This window comes from Bacillota bacterium, from assembly GCA_012842395.1.
Lineage (GTDB): Bacteria > Bacillota > SHA-98 > UBA4971 > UBA4971 > UBA6256.
In genome coordinates this window covers 125,410-141,119 of the sequence record DUSX01000002.1, presented here as the reverse complement: position 1 = coordinate 141,119, position 15,710 = coordinate 125,410, and the positions used below count along the sequence as shown (strand labels likewise).

Below are 15,710 nucleotides of genomic sequence, written 5' to 3'. Positions count from 1 at the left end.
ACGATCCTACCCTCTCTCTTGAAACAGGATGTCAGCTCCGACCGCCTTCTCGACGATCCTCTTCATTCTTTGTGAGGCAAGCCCGAGAGAGCCGCCTACGCCTGGGATGATGAGCACCGCCGGTAGCGGCGCGTCCTGGAACCCCTCGATGACGTCGGGCACGGCCTTCGCCACCTGCTCAGTCACGAATATCACGGCGTACCCGCCCTTGCGTGCTTTTTCCAGAACGGAGGCGGCATCGTCCTCGTCTTTCACGACGAAGACATCCACCCCGAGGGCGCGGAATCCAAAAACCGACGCTTCCTCGCCGACGGCTGCGAACTTATACATGGACATCACGCAGCCTTTCCTTCAGGCTCTCCCTGGGGACACCCGAGAGTTTGCCCACAAGAATGAGCCTCACCAGCTTGAGCTCGTGCAACTTCGCGAAAACGTAACCGACAAGCGGTCCAGGCCCGAGAGGCATGTACCGCGCCTTTCTGATGCGCTCCCACATGACCTGCTCCGAAAGCGTTTCCAAGTCCGAAAGCGGCTTCCCTTCCGCAAGCGCGGTTGCGGCCTGAGCCGCCAGCGCTTCGTAGCCGGTGCCGGTCACGCTCGCACCCACAGCCTCCGGAGGCTGCTCATATGATGCCAGGAGCCGCATGGGATTGAGTCGACCCCCTGGCACCATGGCTTCCGCCGCAAACGCCTTGTCCCTTCCCATCCTCCTGGACCTGAAATACACCGACAAGTTGAACAGGTCAACCTCTGTTTGGACGAGGTCCACGAGGTACGCAATGCCGATGGACTTCGCCAAGGTGAGAAGGTAGGAGTACATCTCCCGGTCAACGGCGATATCGATGGTCTCGGGGACCGGACGAAGATCGTGAGCCGCTTTAGCGACGCTGAAAGCCCGAGCCAAGTGCTGCGGAAGGTCGCGCGTCTCACCGTCGACCGCGCGCTCGATCACGGCCAGGTCACAGGCACCATGCTTCGCCACGGCCTTTTCCGGAGCGACCCGATGGAGCTTTGCCTTCATCATCGCCTTGAGATTATGAAAATCCCACCTCGCGGCGATGAAATCCACCAACGCGGGCTCGGGAGTGGTCTCGCGGACAAGCTGAATGAGCCTTGCCTCCTCGCCCGCCGTGATGTCGTCGATCTCGAGATAGGTCCTCTCGGAAGGCTGAACGCGACCGTAGCCCGCTTCGGCCAGGACTTTCAAAGCCGCCTCGAGGTCTGGGGCGTCGATCATCCGGTCGATACGACCCCGGTCGAGGAGCCTCGTCTCGAGCACCCGCACGCGCCCGGTAGCATACGCAAACTTGGATTCAAGCCCCATCATGTCGCCATCCGTCACCTCCCGGGATCCTTACCCACGTGCCGAGCGCTATCCGAACAACACCTTGGCCACCTCGACCACAAGCGCCTCGCGCTGTCGCGTCAAGATGGCGTCGAACGTGGAGTTGATCTCCGTCCTCCCAGTCCGCAACACGAAGCCCCCGTCGAATTCACCAGGAGAACTGGAGAGGCGGAGGCCGGCCTTGCGGCCCTGTCGTGACAGCTCAGCGTTCACCTCCGCCACGACCTCGGGCCCGATGGTCTCCATGTCGCGTGCGGACATGACGACCTCTTCCTCGCCGGTTTCCACGGCTTCAAGCACCGCGCCTTTCAAGTATGCTGTGTACCGGGCGCGCTCAAGCGAGGTCAAGCGTTTCCGGGCCATCTGAAAGACCTCGTCCATTAGAGCCGCTTTGGTCGCCAGAAGTTGCTTGCGGGCATCCAGCTCCGCTAGGGTGAGAGTGCGCCGCTTTTCCTCGTCGGCCTTCTCCTTGCCGCGCGCAAGCACTTCTTCGCGCTTCCGCGCCGCCTCCGCCTTGGCCTCAGCGAGTATGGCCTGGGCCTCCGCAGTGGCTGCGTTCACGATCTCCTCAGCCCTGGCCTTCGCGTCTTGCAGGATCTTCTCCTGCATCTTCTCCAGAGCAGACATTCACGCCACTCCTTTGAGGGGCAGGCCGAACATGATGAGAAGCAGCGAGGCGAGGAACGATAGCACCGCGTACGTCTCCACCATAGCTGCGAACGTAACAGGCTTGCCGAGTTCCTCAGGTCTCTTCGCCACAACTCCGACGCCAGCCGCCGCGACCTTCCCCTGGTGAATGGCGGAAAGCCAGCCCACTATAGACACCGGAAGGACGGCCATGATCACCAGAAATCCTTCATACGTGGTGAGCCGCAGCACGTTCCCGCTGAACACACCGAGCTTCATCATGAGAACGAATCCGGTGAGAAGTCCGTATATACCCTGCGTGCCGGGAATGACCTGCAGGAGCAGTATCTGTCCGAACTTATCGGGGTCCTCCGTCACTACCCCCGAACCTGCGGAGCCCACGAGCCCGACCCCCATCGCCGACCCCACGCCTGGCAGAGCCACCGCCAAGGCTATGCCGAGAAACCCCAGGATCATACCGACCGTGACACCCATTTTGTGTTAAGCCTCCCCTTCCTCCATGACTTCGATGTACCTCGTCCTCTTTCTAAAGGGCAGGAACCTCCTCCCGCCTCCTTCGAAGAACTTGCTGAAGAACTCCACATATTGCAACCTGCTTGAGTGCACGTACGAGCCGACAACGTTTATCGCGAGGTTGAACCCATGCCCTATGGCAAGCAGGAGTATCATTGGGATCCAACCGACAAACGGTATACCAAGCATGCGCAGGGCCATGTCGTCGATGACAACAGCTATCACTGACGATGCGAGGCCAAGCGCAAGAAGCCTAGAGTAAGAAAGCACGTCGCTCAGGTAGCCCGTTACTCCGTATAGGCTGAGCACACCGGACGCAAGACGCCTGATGGGATTCTTCTGGGCGCGTCCTTGGGTAAGTATGAGCCCGACGGCCCCGGCAATGGCCGTCCACTGACCGCCCGCCGTAAGGCCGGTGCTCTTCAGGCCCGAGCCTCCGAGAAGGAGGAGAAGGCCCGTGAGAAACACGTACCAGAATCCCTGGTCGAAAACCGCGTCGAGAACCTTGCCCTGCCTAACGTTAGAGTAGAACTTGATGCCGAGACCGACGTAAATGTGGATGATGCCCAGGGCGAACGACACCCCCAACATGAGCATCGGGTTGTCCATGGGATTGAACCAAACCGGCGGGATCGGGACGAGATTGCCCAGCCAGCTCCCGGTGAGGACTCCCACTATCGCCGAAGACACCCCGCAAATGGCGAGGAGCCTGAAAAGCTTCTTGGCGAGACCGGCCATCTTCACCTTCTTGAGGAGCAGGAGCGACAAGGCTGTGAGCAAGAGCCCGTAGCCCACGTCGCCCAGCGCGATGCCGAAGAATATGAAGAAGAACGGCGCCAGCGCAAACGTGGGATCGATCGACCCCTGCTGCGGCATGCTATAGATCTCGGTCACAGCCTCGAACGGAGTCACAGGGCCGGGATTCTCCAGCACCACCGGCGGGACCTCGCCTTCCACAGGGTCGCGCGACTCTATGTGAACGAGCCCGAACCTGGATGACAAAGTCTTCTCAAGGGCGGGGAGATCTGCCGCGCGTATCCACCCCTCCACCGCGAACGCCGTCCGGGTAGCGGGGCAGCTTCGTTCGAGCACCCGCCTTTCACGCTCGAGAGACAGGGTGTCGTAGAGCGACAATATCTTGATACGCTCGGAAAGGAGGGCCTTGACCTCGCCCAGGACCCGCTCCCTTTGGTTCGCTATTCGTGAAAGCTCCTTGTCGCACGCCTGGATCTCCTGGGCGGCAGTTCCCGGAAGCGCTGGCAGCTGCACGGGAGATACGCCCGCCTCCGTCAGAATCTCAACGACGCGCTGCCTGTCGCCGGCGAGGCACAACACGGCGGCCCTCACAGCGTGCTTGTCCTGGGGCCCGCGTTCGATATGCACCGCGTAGCACGACTCTTCGAGGCGTTTTGCAACCTCATCGAAGACCCTCACGGGCACCTCGCACAGAACGATGCCGTATGGTCGTTTCCTCTCCGCGGTCTTTTCGAGCGGAACGTCAAGCCATGCCCAAGGTTTGAGCTGGTTCAAAGTCGACTGGGCGCGCGTCTCGTCGTTGTGAAGCTTCGCAAGCTCGTCGTCCAACCTGCGACACTGCTCGTAGACCCGGCGTCCCTCGTCGTAGAGCCTGCCGTATTCCCTGAATGATGACCCGGGCAGCGGCACCTTCCCGCCGGCGAACTGCTGGATGAGGTTCTTCTTGACCTTCTCGAACCTATCGAAGAACTCCACACAGTATTTGATCTCCGCGAGGCGCTGATCGAGCTCTTCGAAGCTCTGATCGTCGCCGGGCCGGGGCGCACCATCCCTGCGCGCCTGAGCAGCAAGGTTAGCTGGACCCCCGTTGGAATCGGCGTCGCCGGCCGGGGAATCCTCCCTCACGATCTCGACGATGCCAAGCTCTTGGAGGGTCTCCGCGATGCCCGGCGCGTCCGACACAGGCGCGACCAGGACGACTTTCTTCATCCTAGCGACTGCCACTTGCCGTCACGATCCTCTCCACCACAAGATCGACCGCTTCCGACATCCTCGCCCGCGCCTGGCCGGCCAGGTTGCGGCACTCGGCCTCTGCTCTCTCCGCAACAGCGGCGGCGGACGCTCTGGCCTCGGCATCTTGAGCCTTCGCGCTTGCGGCGGCCTCCGCGGTGGCCTCCGCCACCGCATTCTCGACAAGCATCCTCGCGGTAGCACGGGCATCTTGGATGATGGACCTGGCACGCGCCTCGGCTTCCCTAACGATCTCGTCAGCGCGCCTCTCGGCGTCCTCCAATAGCTTCAGCGCCTCGTAAGCCAAGCCTCCCACCTCCCCCAACCGGAGTCTATTCTACTACATCACGTACAGCAGAACAACCCATACAAGCAGGCCAAAACCCTGGCAGCGGTCTCACCAGGGTCCACCAGAGCTTGCCCGATGCGCAAGTCCTACTAGCAATTCGCCGCCCAGACCGCAATTCCTTCCGGTTTCCATTCGGAGATGGTGCGTGTCGCGCGCGCCGGTCCAAAATCCATCAACATTCGTGTCCCCGTCGGGAACCGTTGGGCGGGATGTGCGTTATGAGTTAGTGAAAGGTCGAGAACGAGAGAAACGAGACGAGCGCATCACGACTGCGTAGGTAAGCGCTCGAGGCGCGCGCCCTTTAACATATACTCTGCGAGAGCCGCCGGGTGACGACGCACCACAGCGGCAAGAACAACAGCGACAACCGACCCACGCCAATAGACCACCCAAAACCCGGTGGAAGCCGCCGCAGGCCTTCTTCGGACAGGCCCTGCTGGCGGCTTCCGCTGTACACGGCGTAAGAACGTGCTGGTCGTCGCCGGTCGTCGCGATGCCCCCGGTTGCGAGGCCCGGCGAGCGCCGCGTCGCCGACCTTATGCCCGGGCAAGGTGTGCCCAACTAAGGCGCACCAAGCGAGGCGCGCCGTCCCCGGAGGGCAATACCGATAGCCTTAGCCAGGACCCCCCGCCGACAAGTAGCGCGAACTTCCGGCGCCATACTTAGTGCCCCGATATGTACCTCTCTGCTTCCACCGCGGCCACCGCCCCGTCGGCCACCGCGGTGACGACTTGCCGCACTGTCTTTGCGCGGACGTCGCCGGCAGCGAAAAGCCCGGCTGTTCGCGTCCGCATGCGGTCGTCCGTTTTCACGTAACCCTGGGGGTCGAGGTCCGCGAGCCCGGCTACAAACCCAGTGTCGGGCCGGCTTCCGACGGCCACGAAGACTCCGTCCGCATCCATGCGCCGCCTCTCGCCTGTTTTCGTGTCCTTCAGGATCACTCCGTCGACCTTGTCCTGCCCCAAGATCTCCTCCACGACGGAATTCCATGCGAAGTCGATCTTCGGATTCTTGAAAGCGTCCTCCTGCAGGACCTTCGTCGCCCGGAGCTCGTCGCGCCTGTGCACCACGGTGACTCGCGACGCGAATCTCGTAAGAAAGAGCGCCTCGACAATCGCCGAGTCGCCCCCGCCGACCACGAGCACCCGTCTGTTCCGAAAGAACGCGCCGTCGCAGGTAGCACAGTATGACACGCCAGCCCCCCGCAGCCTGTCCTCGCCCGGGACGCCAAGTTTCACAGGCTCCGTGCCGGTCGCGATGATTACCGCGGGCGCGCGTAGGTCCCCGTCGCTGGTTCTGATGAGAAACCCCCGCCCATCGCCGGCTGCGGCCAGGCCTTGGACCTCGCTGTACCGGAACTCCGCTCCGAACCTCAACGCCTGCTGTTGCATCCTCTGCATGAGATCGGGCCCGGTAACCCCATCTGGGAACCCGGGATAGTTCTCGATTAAGTGTGTGGTGGAAGCTTGTCCGCCCGCGGCGCCCCGCTCAAGCACAACCGTGGAAAGCCTCGCGCGGCCGGCATAGAGCGCCGCTGCAAGACCCGCCGGGCCCGCACCTATCACGACGACCTCAGGGCTCAACGTTGCACCGTTCTGCAATGTCGCATCACTCCTATTCACCTTCACCGTTGCGGCCTTTCACCGTTGCTTCGACGCATGGCCACCCCCGCCCTGCGGGCGATGTCCTTTAGGTTCTCGAGGAATACACGCGGGAGAGACCTTCTTGGGACATCGGAGGCTGCCACGAGGTCCACCGACGCCATCTCGTCCTTGTCGAACAGAACCACAAGCCTCCCGAGAGTCTCCCCGCGCCGAACGGGAGCCCGAGGGACCCCGTCGATGAGTATTCTCTCCTCCACCAGATGAGCCAAATCCTTGCGGACCACTATGCGAAGGTCATCCGCGGCAGCGAGAGCTACCTCACCGCTCATGCCGGATTCGACCCGGGTCCGCGTGACCTCCTGCCCGCGGGAGGCAAACGTCACGAGCGCATGCTGGTTGAATCCGTAGTCCAACAGCTTCGCCGAGTCGCTCCATCTCGCCGCCGAGTCCAAGACCACCGAGATGAATTGCACACCGCTCCTCGTGGCTGAGGCAACCAGGCAATAACCTGCGGCCGCCGTAGTGCCCGTTTTCACCCCGTCAGCGCCCTCGAAGGACCACAAGAGCGCGTTCGTGTTCGCGAGCCGCCGTCGCTCCACCTGTTCGCCCTGCGTAAGCTCGATGTCGGCCTCGCGCGTGCTCACGATGTCGGCGAACAGGGGATACTGCAAGCCGTAGCGTGTCATGAGCGCGAGGTCGAGCGCGGTGGAGTAGTGATTCGGCTCGGTGAGGCCGTGCGGATTCGAGAATCTCGTGTGCAAGGCGCCGATCTTTTGCGCCTTGATGTTCATCATTCGCACGAAGTTGGGCACCGACCCCGCGATGTGCTCGGCGATGGCGACACAGCCATCGTTGCCCGATCTGAGCATAGTCCCACGGACCAGGTCATCGAGCCTGATCTTCTGCCCTTTGCGAAGCCACAGCGACGAGCCGGGCACCCCCGCCGCGTTGGCGCTCACCACCACCTCTGAATCCATGTCTCCGAGCTCGATGGCGAGTATTGCCGTCATGATCTTGGTGGTGCTCGCGGGGTGCATGCGCACGTTCTCATTCTTGCCGTAAAGGACCGTGCCGGTGACGCTTTCAATGAGAACCGCCGACGCCGCGGTTACGCGGGGGCCTTCCGTATAGTAAGGCGCATACACGACCTCCGGGTAGCCCCGCGTCCGCGTGTAAAGCCGCGCCGTGGCCGGGAGGATGTACGCGCCGCAAAGCGACACGGCGCCCACGAAAGCCGCGACGAGCCCGGCGACCCAATAAGTCAACGTCCTCCTCGGCACAAACACAGCTTCCCACTCGCTTGGGGCAGTCGGCTTCGTAAACCCACCCCGCACTATCCCTATGCGGGCTGGGCATGACCGATACCTTTCGCTGAGTGCGCTTCGGTCTCCTCACCCCTTGCGGCTTTCGTGGTCTGCAAATCGTCAGCGTTGCCCAGCCTGACCTTAAGGACGGAGGACTCACGCGCTACCGCAGCCATCGCATGCTCGGCGGACTCCCTGCAAAAGGCTGGGGGCACAGCGGCCGCCGCCCCCACGCCTGTCGCGCCGTGGTGGTGAAGCTCCACCGCCACGTTCCGTGCAACAGCCTGGTGGGTGCCCCGGCGACAGCGAAAAACCACCAGAAGGGGATTCTACGACGCGCGCGTCGAGTTCCGCGAGATCACTTCCCTGTCTACCGCGGAATCGTTTCTACGCCAAGGCTGGAAGTCCTGCACGCCGCGCGTGCTTGGCTACCCGCCGTCTCGGCGGATCACTCTTTTTGATCACCCATAAGCTCGAAGGACGCGGCCGTGCCGTGCACGAACCATCTCTCGCATCGTCGAGCCAACCGGCTCGCCCGACGATCCGATGTGTGTCTAGCGAGAGAGACATGGAGAAGGACGCCAAGAACCAAGAGAAAGGCTGGTGGCATCATGAAACCCCGTCTTCAACGAGTGTCCAGTGCTGCCCTGGCGTCGCTGGCGGCCGCAGCGATGGGCCTTGCCGGGCTTGACAGCCCGACGGACGCCAGCACGTCGAATCAGGCAACGGTCCCCGTCACGTGCAGGGTCGTGGCCGCGCTCGAGGCATCGTTCCCGGGCGCCGTGAGCCTGGGCAACCTCAATGTCGGTGCTCCCGCAGCGCTGTCCGCCCCGCAGACCGTGACCGTTCGATCGAACGCGCCGTGGGCCCTCAAAGTCCGTTCAGATGCCCAGGACGGCCGCATGAGACAGTGGACTGGCACGGCTTACGCCGCGCCAACCCCTAAGACGATGTCGGAGCCGCTCGAGTGGAAACGCCAGGACGCAGCCGATTTCGCCCCGATCTCGGGAAACGAGGCGGTTGTGGCGGCGGGGATGCCGCCTACTGGCTCCGCGGGCGCCACTATCTCCGTCGTATTCCGGCAAGCTGCGAGCTACGACGACGAAACGCTGCCGGACCCGGCCCACGCATACAGGATCGAGGTTACCTACGTGGCCACTCAGGTCTATTGAGCCTGCGCGAGCAGGCGGCGTGCCTGAGTCACAGACGACCGGCAAGGTGGTGCAACGAGGTGATAGTCGTGCGTAAACCGCGTGTGAGCGTCCTAATGTTTCGTGCGTCGGTTCTGAGCTTTCTCCTCTGCGTGTTCGCGACGTGCCGTCTCCCATGCGGCATCGACGCCGGAGCGGGGCTTGCGATCCGCGTCAGCCCGGCCAGCATCACGGCAACTGTGAAGAACGGCGACACGCTCGGGCCCGTGCTCGTGACGAACCGGGGGACATCCCCGGTACACGTGAGAGCGTCCTACGGCATGGGCGGGCACGATCTAGCGGGCGTGCCGACGTGCCGAGCGATCGAGGACCCGGCGACTGAGCCCGTGGAGGTCGTGCTCCAGCCCGCCGAGTTCGTGCTCGCGCCTGGGGAGTCGATGCCTGTTTACGTAAGGGTCCGGGTCAAGAACGGGTTCTTCGGAGGCGCGTACCCGGTTCTTCTGTTTCAGGCCAGCGTCCCCGGAGAATCGGCGGCGAGCGATATCGGAACAACATCACAGGTGGCCGTGCTCATGCTTCTCACGTCGACACCCCACGACGCGTCGGTGAGCGTGGGGCCAGGGCTCGCCATCACATCATTGACGGTAGCTGGAGCGGGCGACGGAAGGAGCTTGACTGTCACCGCGACGTGCCAAAACTCCGGCAAGGTCCACGCCAATATCTCGGGGAGCATTCTCATAAGAGACCCCGAGGGCAAGTTGACTGCGCAGGGCGCGCTCTCCTCGGCAATATGCCTTCCCGGGTGCGCCCGTGCCCTGTCCGGCCTGGTCGACGCCACGCGTGTCAGGAGTGGCACGTACGTCGCCGAGGTCCGGCTTGCCGCCTCTGGGCGACCAGCGGGTTCCGCACTGATAGCGTTTAGGGCGGATGGGAGCGCGAGGGTTGCGCGCACCACAATTGATCTGCAACCGAAACTCGCGGTATCCGATGCGACGGAACCGGGGAAGGCCCCGAGAATAGCCCGGCTCACCGTGCCGGCCATCAGCGAAGGGCGCGGGCTTCCACTCGAGGTGGTTCTGGAAAACCTCGACGGCTCGCCCATGGAAGCCCTCGGGTACATCGAGATCCGCGATTACCAGATGAGGCGAGTCGGGGTGATGGCCATCCAGCATGACGGGAAAGCGGCCCCAGGAGGTCTCACTGTGATCCGGCTCACCTGGCCCGACACGCTCTTACCTGGCTATTACACGGTGAGGGTTACTCTGCAATGGCACGGCGAGAGCACTTCTCTATCGGCGCCCTTCGTGGTGGGCGCCGCGCCCTTCGTTGCGGGCGGCAGCATCAGCCTCAGGGGCGAGAGGTGATACGTCGCATGGGAAGGGCTTTCAGGCGGGCGGTGCTAGGTGTGAGGGCACTGGATTTCTCTCGCTTTCCGAGATCTTGGGTTGCCGGTGGTCGCACGAGAGGTGTCAGGACCCGGCCACTTACCACGCGGACCGGGTTCGGTCAAGGCCCCCCGCTGCCTGGGGTACCGTCCTCGAGTGCAACGCGGGCAACCGTGCCCGGCACAACACGGGCAACCCGGCACAGCGCGTGCGCTGCCCGGAAGCGGCAATTACTCGCGGCAGTCTGCCTGCTGTGCTCGACGGTGTGGCTCCCATCAACGCTGAGCCCGTCTCGGGCGTTCGGAGGGGCCCTCGAGCCTTCAGTTGAGATAGCTGTCGAGGGGAGCGGCGGCGTGGACTTCGGGCAACTGGCCCCGTCGTCCCCGCCCCGCACGCTCACGGAAGCAGTCTACATCGCCGTGAAGACCCAGAGGTTCGGGCCATGGAACCTGACGGTAAACGCGACCGGAGACTTCTCGGCGGGTGAAGGCGGACCGACCTTCTCCATAGGGAACCTCGAGATCGCCGGTCGACTGAACGGGCAGCCGGCGCCGTTCCAACGTTGTTCTACGTCGCCTGTAACGCTCGTATCCGACGGTCCGGTAACGGGCGGCATCGTGGCCATGGATTACAGGCTCGGAGTCGGCTACGAGGCGCAGGTGCCCTCGAACGGAGCGGAGTACAGAGCCGACCTTGTGTACACCACAAGCTTCGGCACTCTCTCGGCCTCCTACGTGGACCCTAACCCTTTCGATCCCGCAGTCCATAAAGCCGTCTCAATAAAGTACCATTACTCCCAACTCGGGTACCCGTACGTCCTCGTGCAAATCGTCAATTCCCTGGGTCGCGTGGTTTATGCCAGGTCCTTCCCAAAACCACCCGATGGGTGGTATACGGAGGTATGGGACGGACGCGACACGACAGGCAGCCTGGTCCCCAGTGGCATATACTCTTACTCGATCAGTAGCTCGATGTACACGGTGGCGGGAGGGTTCATCAACGTCCAACGAAGCACGCGAGAGGTAGGGACGCAAGATAACAGCGCTATGGTTCTCGAGCCGGCGCGGTTCCTCGAGCTTTCGTCGTGGGCCCAGCCAGCCTCCGCGGCCATTGGCGATATCGTAACCATCGGTGCCTCGCTGCGGAACGTAAGCGGGTTCGATCTCGAGAAAGCACAGATCGTCCTCGACCTCCCTCGATGGCTTCACCCGCTGACCGGCACCGGAGGTTTCGAAAGCGGTGGGACCCGTCCCGTAAGCACGGTCTTGACTGACACGCGAGTCTTGTGGGATATCGGCACCCTCGACCGAGGCTCCTCGGTCCGACTATCGTTGAAGGCTGTCTTGGGCCCAGGCGCTCGCCCAGGGGAACGTTGCGAGATCCGCGCGAGCGCCTCCGCCGCGTATGGAAAGCTCATCGTGCGATCGCAGGAGGCGGACGCGGCGATCGCCACAAAAGGCGAGTTGGGCCTCAACAGCGGAGTCGTCGTTGGGACGGTGTTCACGGACGTCGACGGCGACGGCAAGATGAACGAAGGCGAGCTGCCCGCGCAGGGGGTGCTCGTGAGCATAGACGGCCTGGAGGCCGGCAGGTCGGACTCTGGTGGGCGGTTCGTTGCGAACGGTTTGAGCCCGGGCGACCATGTGGTGCAGATAGCTGAAGAAACCTTGCCGGTTGGCTGGAAGCCAAGGTCTACACTGACGCTTGTTAGCGTGGCCGCGGGCGAAACGGCATGGCTGGACATTCCGCTCCAGCAGGCGACCTCGCATCACACCCAAGAGGGAGGACTCGCCCAGCCGCCCGGCCCGGCCCTCGCAGCCTTTGGATCCGCGGGCCTCAGGCTCGAGGCGGGGAGGGGATACAGCTCGTGGGAAGCGAACGGCTCGGTCGGGGCGCGGACACAGGCCGGGCTTGAGCTGAACCTGAACGCCGATGGGCACGTGGCACGCGTCGCGCATGAAACACTGAACGGTCGCCTTGGCGCGTGGGATTCGGAGGGAGCAGCCTTCGCCCAGGCCAGCCTCGCGGTGCCGCTTGGCCATAGTGCAAGGCTGATCGCGGCGCTGTCAGCGGATTCTGAGGGCGATGGCAGTAACCCCGGGCTCAGCGTTGGAATGGAAGTCGCGCCGATGTCGGGGGTCAGGCTCGCGGCGGAGTACGACACAAAGCATGGCGTTCCCCGGATCTCGGGTGCCTGGGACACTCGACTCTCGGACTCCTTGACGCTTACGACGGGCGCGGACATAACTGGAGGAAGCGGGCTTGTGGCGATCACGCCTTCCCTAAGCGTTGCCTACACCGGCCCGGCGGGGTCTGCGGCCCGGTTTGCCATCACGAGCCTGCCACGGCCTGCCGCAGAGATCGCGTGCTCCCTGCGGCTCAATGGAGGGCTCACCCTCTCTCTGTCCCACTGCCTGAGCTTTGGACAGGCAGGCCAGTGCAGTCGATACGGAAACCCCGGGAAGACGGTGCTCGGATTGTGGTGGTCGCCCGTTGGGAAGACTCCCCTCACGCTCGCAGCCAGTTACGAGCCTGCGAGCGGCGCGGTCCAGGGGTCGCTCCTCCTCGATGGGAGCACGCCAGCGGACTGGTCGTGGCAGGCCAGCATCCGGGCCTCGGCTGAACCCTGTCGCGAATCCCTCTCGTTGCGCGCCCATATGGTCCTTCCGAACCGCTTCAAGTCGATGGCCGCGTTCAGGCTGGACGGCGAGAGAACGCGGTCCATCGAGCTGGGCGAAACCAAAAAGGTCGCCGCAGCGCTTACGATCTCGGTCGCGCTCGGGAGCGACACGACCGCCTCTGCGCTCCTCTCCATGAAAGAGGTGGAGGATTCCTGCCCCCCAGTGTCGGCCCGGGTGCGAACCAACTCCATATCCATCTGGGCCGAGCGGCAGGTGGCCCCGAGGCTATCCCTGGGGGCGGGAGGGTCGTGGACGCACCTGAGCCCGGAAGGGGCGCACCTTATGCAGGCAGACACCAGGGCGACTTACGACCTTATGCCCGGTGCAAAGCTCGTTCTCGGCTACCGAGCGGCATTCGGCGGCACGGGAACACCGCGTCGTCCGTTCTCGGTGGAGGACTCCTGGCCGCGTCCGGGGCCTTACGTGCGACTCGTCCTGGTATCCGGATGGCGCGGAGCGGGACAGGGTGAGATCTGACAGGGTGAGATCTGAAAGGGGCGGTGAGCCTCACCCCGCCCCACCATTCGGCGCCAAACCGTGCCAGGCCGACGCCTACACTGTCTCCCCCGTCAAGGCCTCCCATCTCCTGTAGCACTCGTCGAGCCGCCTCTCGGCCTCCGCGAGGCATCTCGCCTTCTCAGCCATGCGATCAGGGTAGAGGTAGATCTCGAGGTCTGCAAGCTCGGCATTGAGCTGCTTGATGACGGCCTCGAGCTCAATGATCTCCTTCTCCAGAACGTCCGTGTCCGGGTAGCCACCCTCCTCGCGGCCGGGCCCCTCACCAGCCCCAGCCCTCGCCGGCCGCGGGGCCTTGCCCGGCCGCCGCCCCGAGGGAATAGCCCGTGTGCCCCCTTCCTCGCTGGCAGGCGCGGACGCGCCCTTGCCGCCCGCCTCGCCGGCGAGCTTCTTCTCCACATAATACGCGTAGCCCCCGGGGTAGTCCACGATCCGCCCGTTCTCGACCTCGATGATCCTGTCAGCGACCCGCTCGAGGAAGTACCTGTCGTGGGACACGACTAGAAGGGTCCCCTCGTATGCCGACAGCGCGTCCTCGAGCACCTCTATGGACTCGATATCCAAATGGTTGGTGGGCTCGTCCATGACAAGCAGGTTACATCCTGACGCCATTATCCTCGCCAGTTCGACCCTGCTTCGCTCACCCCCCGACAGGTCACGAATGCGCTTGAACACGTCGTCCCCCCTGAAGAGAAAGCGTCCGAGCAGGTTTCGCGCCTCCTGCGGGTTCATGCCGGTCGATCCAAGGATCTCTTCGAGAACGGTTCTGTCAGGCGCTAGATCCGCGTGCTGTTGGTCATAGTACCCGACCACGACGCCTGCCCCCAGGCGCACGGACCCTTCCGAGGGTTCCTTGCGGCCGGTGATGATATGCAATAGCGTGGATTTCCCGGCTCCGTTCCGGCCCACGATCCCCACGTGCTCTCCACGTCTCACCACCATGTTGGCGTTTTGAAAGAGGACTTTGTCGCCGAATCTCATCGAGAGGTCCTTTGCCTGCAGCACCTTGTCGCCGCTATGCCCCGCGGTTGGCAGGAGAAAGCCCATGCTCTTTCGATTCAGGTTCGGTTTCTCAATACGCTCCACCCGGGCGAGTTTCTTGCGGATATCCTCGGCCCGCCTCGCGAACTTGTTGTTCCTCGCAGAAAGCGCGGTGTATCGCCTGAGCACATCCTCCAGCCTCGCGATCTCTCTCTGCTGGAGCTCGTAGGCTGTCTCCTGCTGCGCGAGCCGCCTCCGTTTCTCCTCCACGTAGCGCGAGTAGTTTCCCGCGAACTCGACCAGCTTGTGGTCCTCGATTTCCAGAATTCTCGAGGCGACGCAATCAAGGAACTGCCTGTCATGGGAGATCACGATCACCGTTCCGTCATAGTCCGCGAGGAAATCCTCCAGCCAGACCCTTGCAGGGATGTCCAAATGGTTCGTGGGCTCATCCAGCAACAACACCTCAGGTCGCGCAAGCAGGGCCCTGGCAAGCGCGGCCCTCGTCCTTTCGCCTCCGCTGAAGCTCCCGACAGGACGCGCGCGGTCCTCGGGGGAGAAGCCAAGGCCGGCCAACACGCCGGCAACCCTGCTGTCTACCGAGTACCCATCCCGTCTTTCGAACTCCTCGGTCAAAGCGGCGAAATCCCGCATGACCTTCTTTAGCCTGGCGGGGGAATCGGCTACCTCGGGCACGCTCATCTCTCGCGACAGCACGGCTATTGCCCTCTCCAAGTCGAGCAGTTCCTGAAGGCCCGTATATACCCATTCGATGAGCGGCGCGTTTGAATCGAACACCGGATCCTGCTCAACCACGCCCATCCGGACGCCTTCCGAAATGATGATCTCGCCGGAATCGGGCGGCTCGAGGCCTGCGAGCAACCGAAGAAGGGTGGTCTTGCCCGCTCCGTTCCGCCCAACGAGCCCGATCTTCTCCCCGGCGTTGATGCGGAACGACACCTCCGCGATAACCGTGTTTACGCCGTACGATTTGGATACTCCCTTTGCCTGGATAACCACCAACGGCCTTCCGCTCCTCCCCCGCTCCCTCTCGGCACGCCGCGGTTCACGCGCCGGTCCGTGCCGGGCATACGGCGGCGGTCCTCGTCACATCACAATCCTACGGTACAGCGCTCAAGGACGCAAGCCTGGCAGCCCGGCAGCCCGCCCCACCGCACATCGAATGCAAAAGCGGCATCCTCCGGAGCTTGTGCTCGCCTCTCGATGCGGGACGAGGCGGAGTGCGT

12 protein-coding genes are annotated in these 15,710 nt (G+C 63.4%); 3 read left to right on the top strand and 9 right to left on the bottom strand.

What is annotated here, in order from left to right:
• Nucleotides 1–6: 6 nt before the first annotated feature.
• The 8 genes from GX515_00880 to GX515_00845 all read right to left on the bottom strand — a co-directional run bounded on the left by GX515_00880 (nucleotide 7) and on the right by GX515_00845 (nucleotide 7,725).
• Nucleotides 7–339 carry a V-type ATP synthase subunit F gene (locus GX515_00880; protein HHY31566.1) on the bottom strand — a complete coding sequence of 111 codons (333 nt, stop codon included), beginning with the start codon at nucleotides 337–339 and terminating at the stop codon, nucleotides 7–9.
• Nucleotides 323–1,327: a hypothetical protein gene (locus GX515_00875; GenBank protein ID HHY31565.1), complete on the bottom strand. Its 1,005-nt coding sequence runs from the start codon at nucleotides 1,325–1,327 to the stop codon at nucleotides 323–325. Before GX515_00875 ends, GX515_00880 begins: the two co-directional genes overlap by 17 nt.
• A 45-nt stretch (nucleotides 1,328–1,372) precedes the next feature.
• Nucleotides 1,373–1,972 (bottom strand): hypothetical protein, encoded by a 600-nt coding sequence (locus tag GX515_00870; GenBank protein ID HHY31564.1) that lies wholly within the window; start codon nucleotides 1,970–1,972, stop codon nucleotides 1,373–1,375.
• Nucleotides 1,973–2,467, bottom strand: coding sequence for a V-type ATP synthase subunit K (locus GX515_00865; protein ID HHY31563.1), 495 nt, complete (start codon nucleotides 2,465–2,467; stop codon nucleotides 1,973–1,975). It lies immediately after the preceding gene.
• A gap of 6 nt (nucleotides 2,468–2,473) precedes the next feature.
• Nucleotides 2,474–4,486, bottom strand: a complete 2,013-nt coding sequence (locus tag GX515_00860; protein ID HHY31562.1) for a V-type ATP synthase subunit I — start codon at nucleotides 4,484–4,486, stop codon at nucleotides 2,474–2,476.
• Entirely contained in the window at nucleotides 4,473–4,799 is a 327-nt protein-coding gene (locus GX515_00855) for a hypothetical protein (protein HHY31561.1), read from the bottom strand. Before GX515_00855 ends, GX515_00860 begins: the two co-directional genes overlap by 14 nt.
• Nucleotides 4,800–5,503: 704 nt before the next feature.
• Nucleotides 5,504–6,424, bottom strand: coding sequence for a thioredoxin-disulfide reductase (gene trxB / locus GX515_00850; protein HHY31560.1), 921 nt, complete (start codon nucleotides 6,422–6,424; stop codon nucleotides 5,504–5,506).
• 41 nt (nucleotides 6,425–6,465) lie between these two features.
• Nucleotides 6,466–7,725, bottom strand: coding sequence for a D-alanyl-D-alanine carboxypeptidase (locus GX515_00845; GenBank protein ID HHY31559.1), 1,260 nt, complete (start codon nucleotides 7,723–7,725; stop codon nucleotides 6,466–6,468).
• 635 nt (nucleotides 7,726–8,360) lie between these two features.
• Between GX515_00845 and GX515_00840 the strand changes: the two genes are divergently transcribed.
• From GX515_00840 to GX515_00830, 3 genes are all read left to right on the top strand, one after another.
• A complete protein-coding gene (locus GX515_00840; protein HHY31558.1) occupies nucleotides 8,361–8,921 on the top strand; it encodes a hypothetical protein in 561 nt (186 codons plus the stop codon).
• A 59-nt stretch (nucleotides 8,922–8,980) separates the two neighbouring features.
• Nucleotides 8,981–10,264 (top strand): hypothetical protein, encoded by a 1,284-nt coding sequence (locus tag GX515_00835; GenBank protein ID HHY31557.1) that lies wholly within the window; start codon nucleotides 8,981–8,983, stop codon nucleotides 10,262–10,264.
• 374 nt (nucleotides 10,265–10,638) lie between these two features.
• The gene (locus tag GX515_00830) at nucleotides 10,639–13,443 is read left to right on the top strand and encodes a carboxypeptidase regulatory-like domain-containing protein (protein HHY31556.1); all 2,805 of its coding nucleotides are present in this window, start codon (nucleotides 10,639–10,641) and stop codon (nucleotides 13,441–13,443) included.
• Between the two features lie 75 nt (nucleotides 13,444–13,518).
• On the opposite strand, the gene abc-f is transcribed toward GX515_00830, so the two are convergent.
• Complete coding sequence (gene abc-f / locus GX515_00825) at nucleotides 13,519–15,486, bottom strand: ABC-F type ribosomal protection protein (GenBank protein HHY31555.1); 1,968 nt, start codon at nucleotides 15,484–15,486, stop codon at nucleotides 13,519–13,521.
• Nucleotides 15,487–15,710: the final 224 nt, after the last annotated feature.

Bases quoted from the DNA above. Each gene is read 5' to 3' on its own strand.
- GX515_00875 (HHY31565.1), bottom strand. From the start codon at position 1,327: ATGATGGGGCTTGAATCCAAGTTTGCGTATGCTACCGGGCGCGTGCGG.
- GX515_00870 (HHY31564.1), bottom strand. From the start codon at position 1,972: ATGTCTGCTCTGGAGAAGATGCAGGAGAAGATCCTGCAAGACGCGAAG.
- GX515_00865 (HHY31563.1), bottom strand. From the start codon at position 2,467: ATGGGTGTCACGGTCGGTATGATCCTGGGGTTTCTCGGCATAGCCTTG.
- GX515_00840 (HHY31558.1), top strand. From the start codon at position 8,361: ATGAAACCCCGTCTTCAACGAGTGTCCAGTGCTGCCCTGGCGTCGCTG.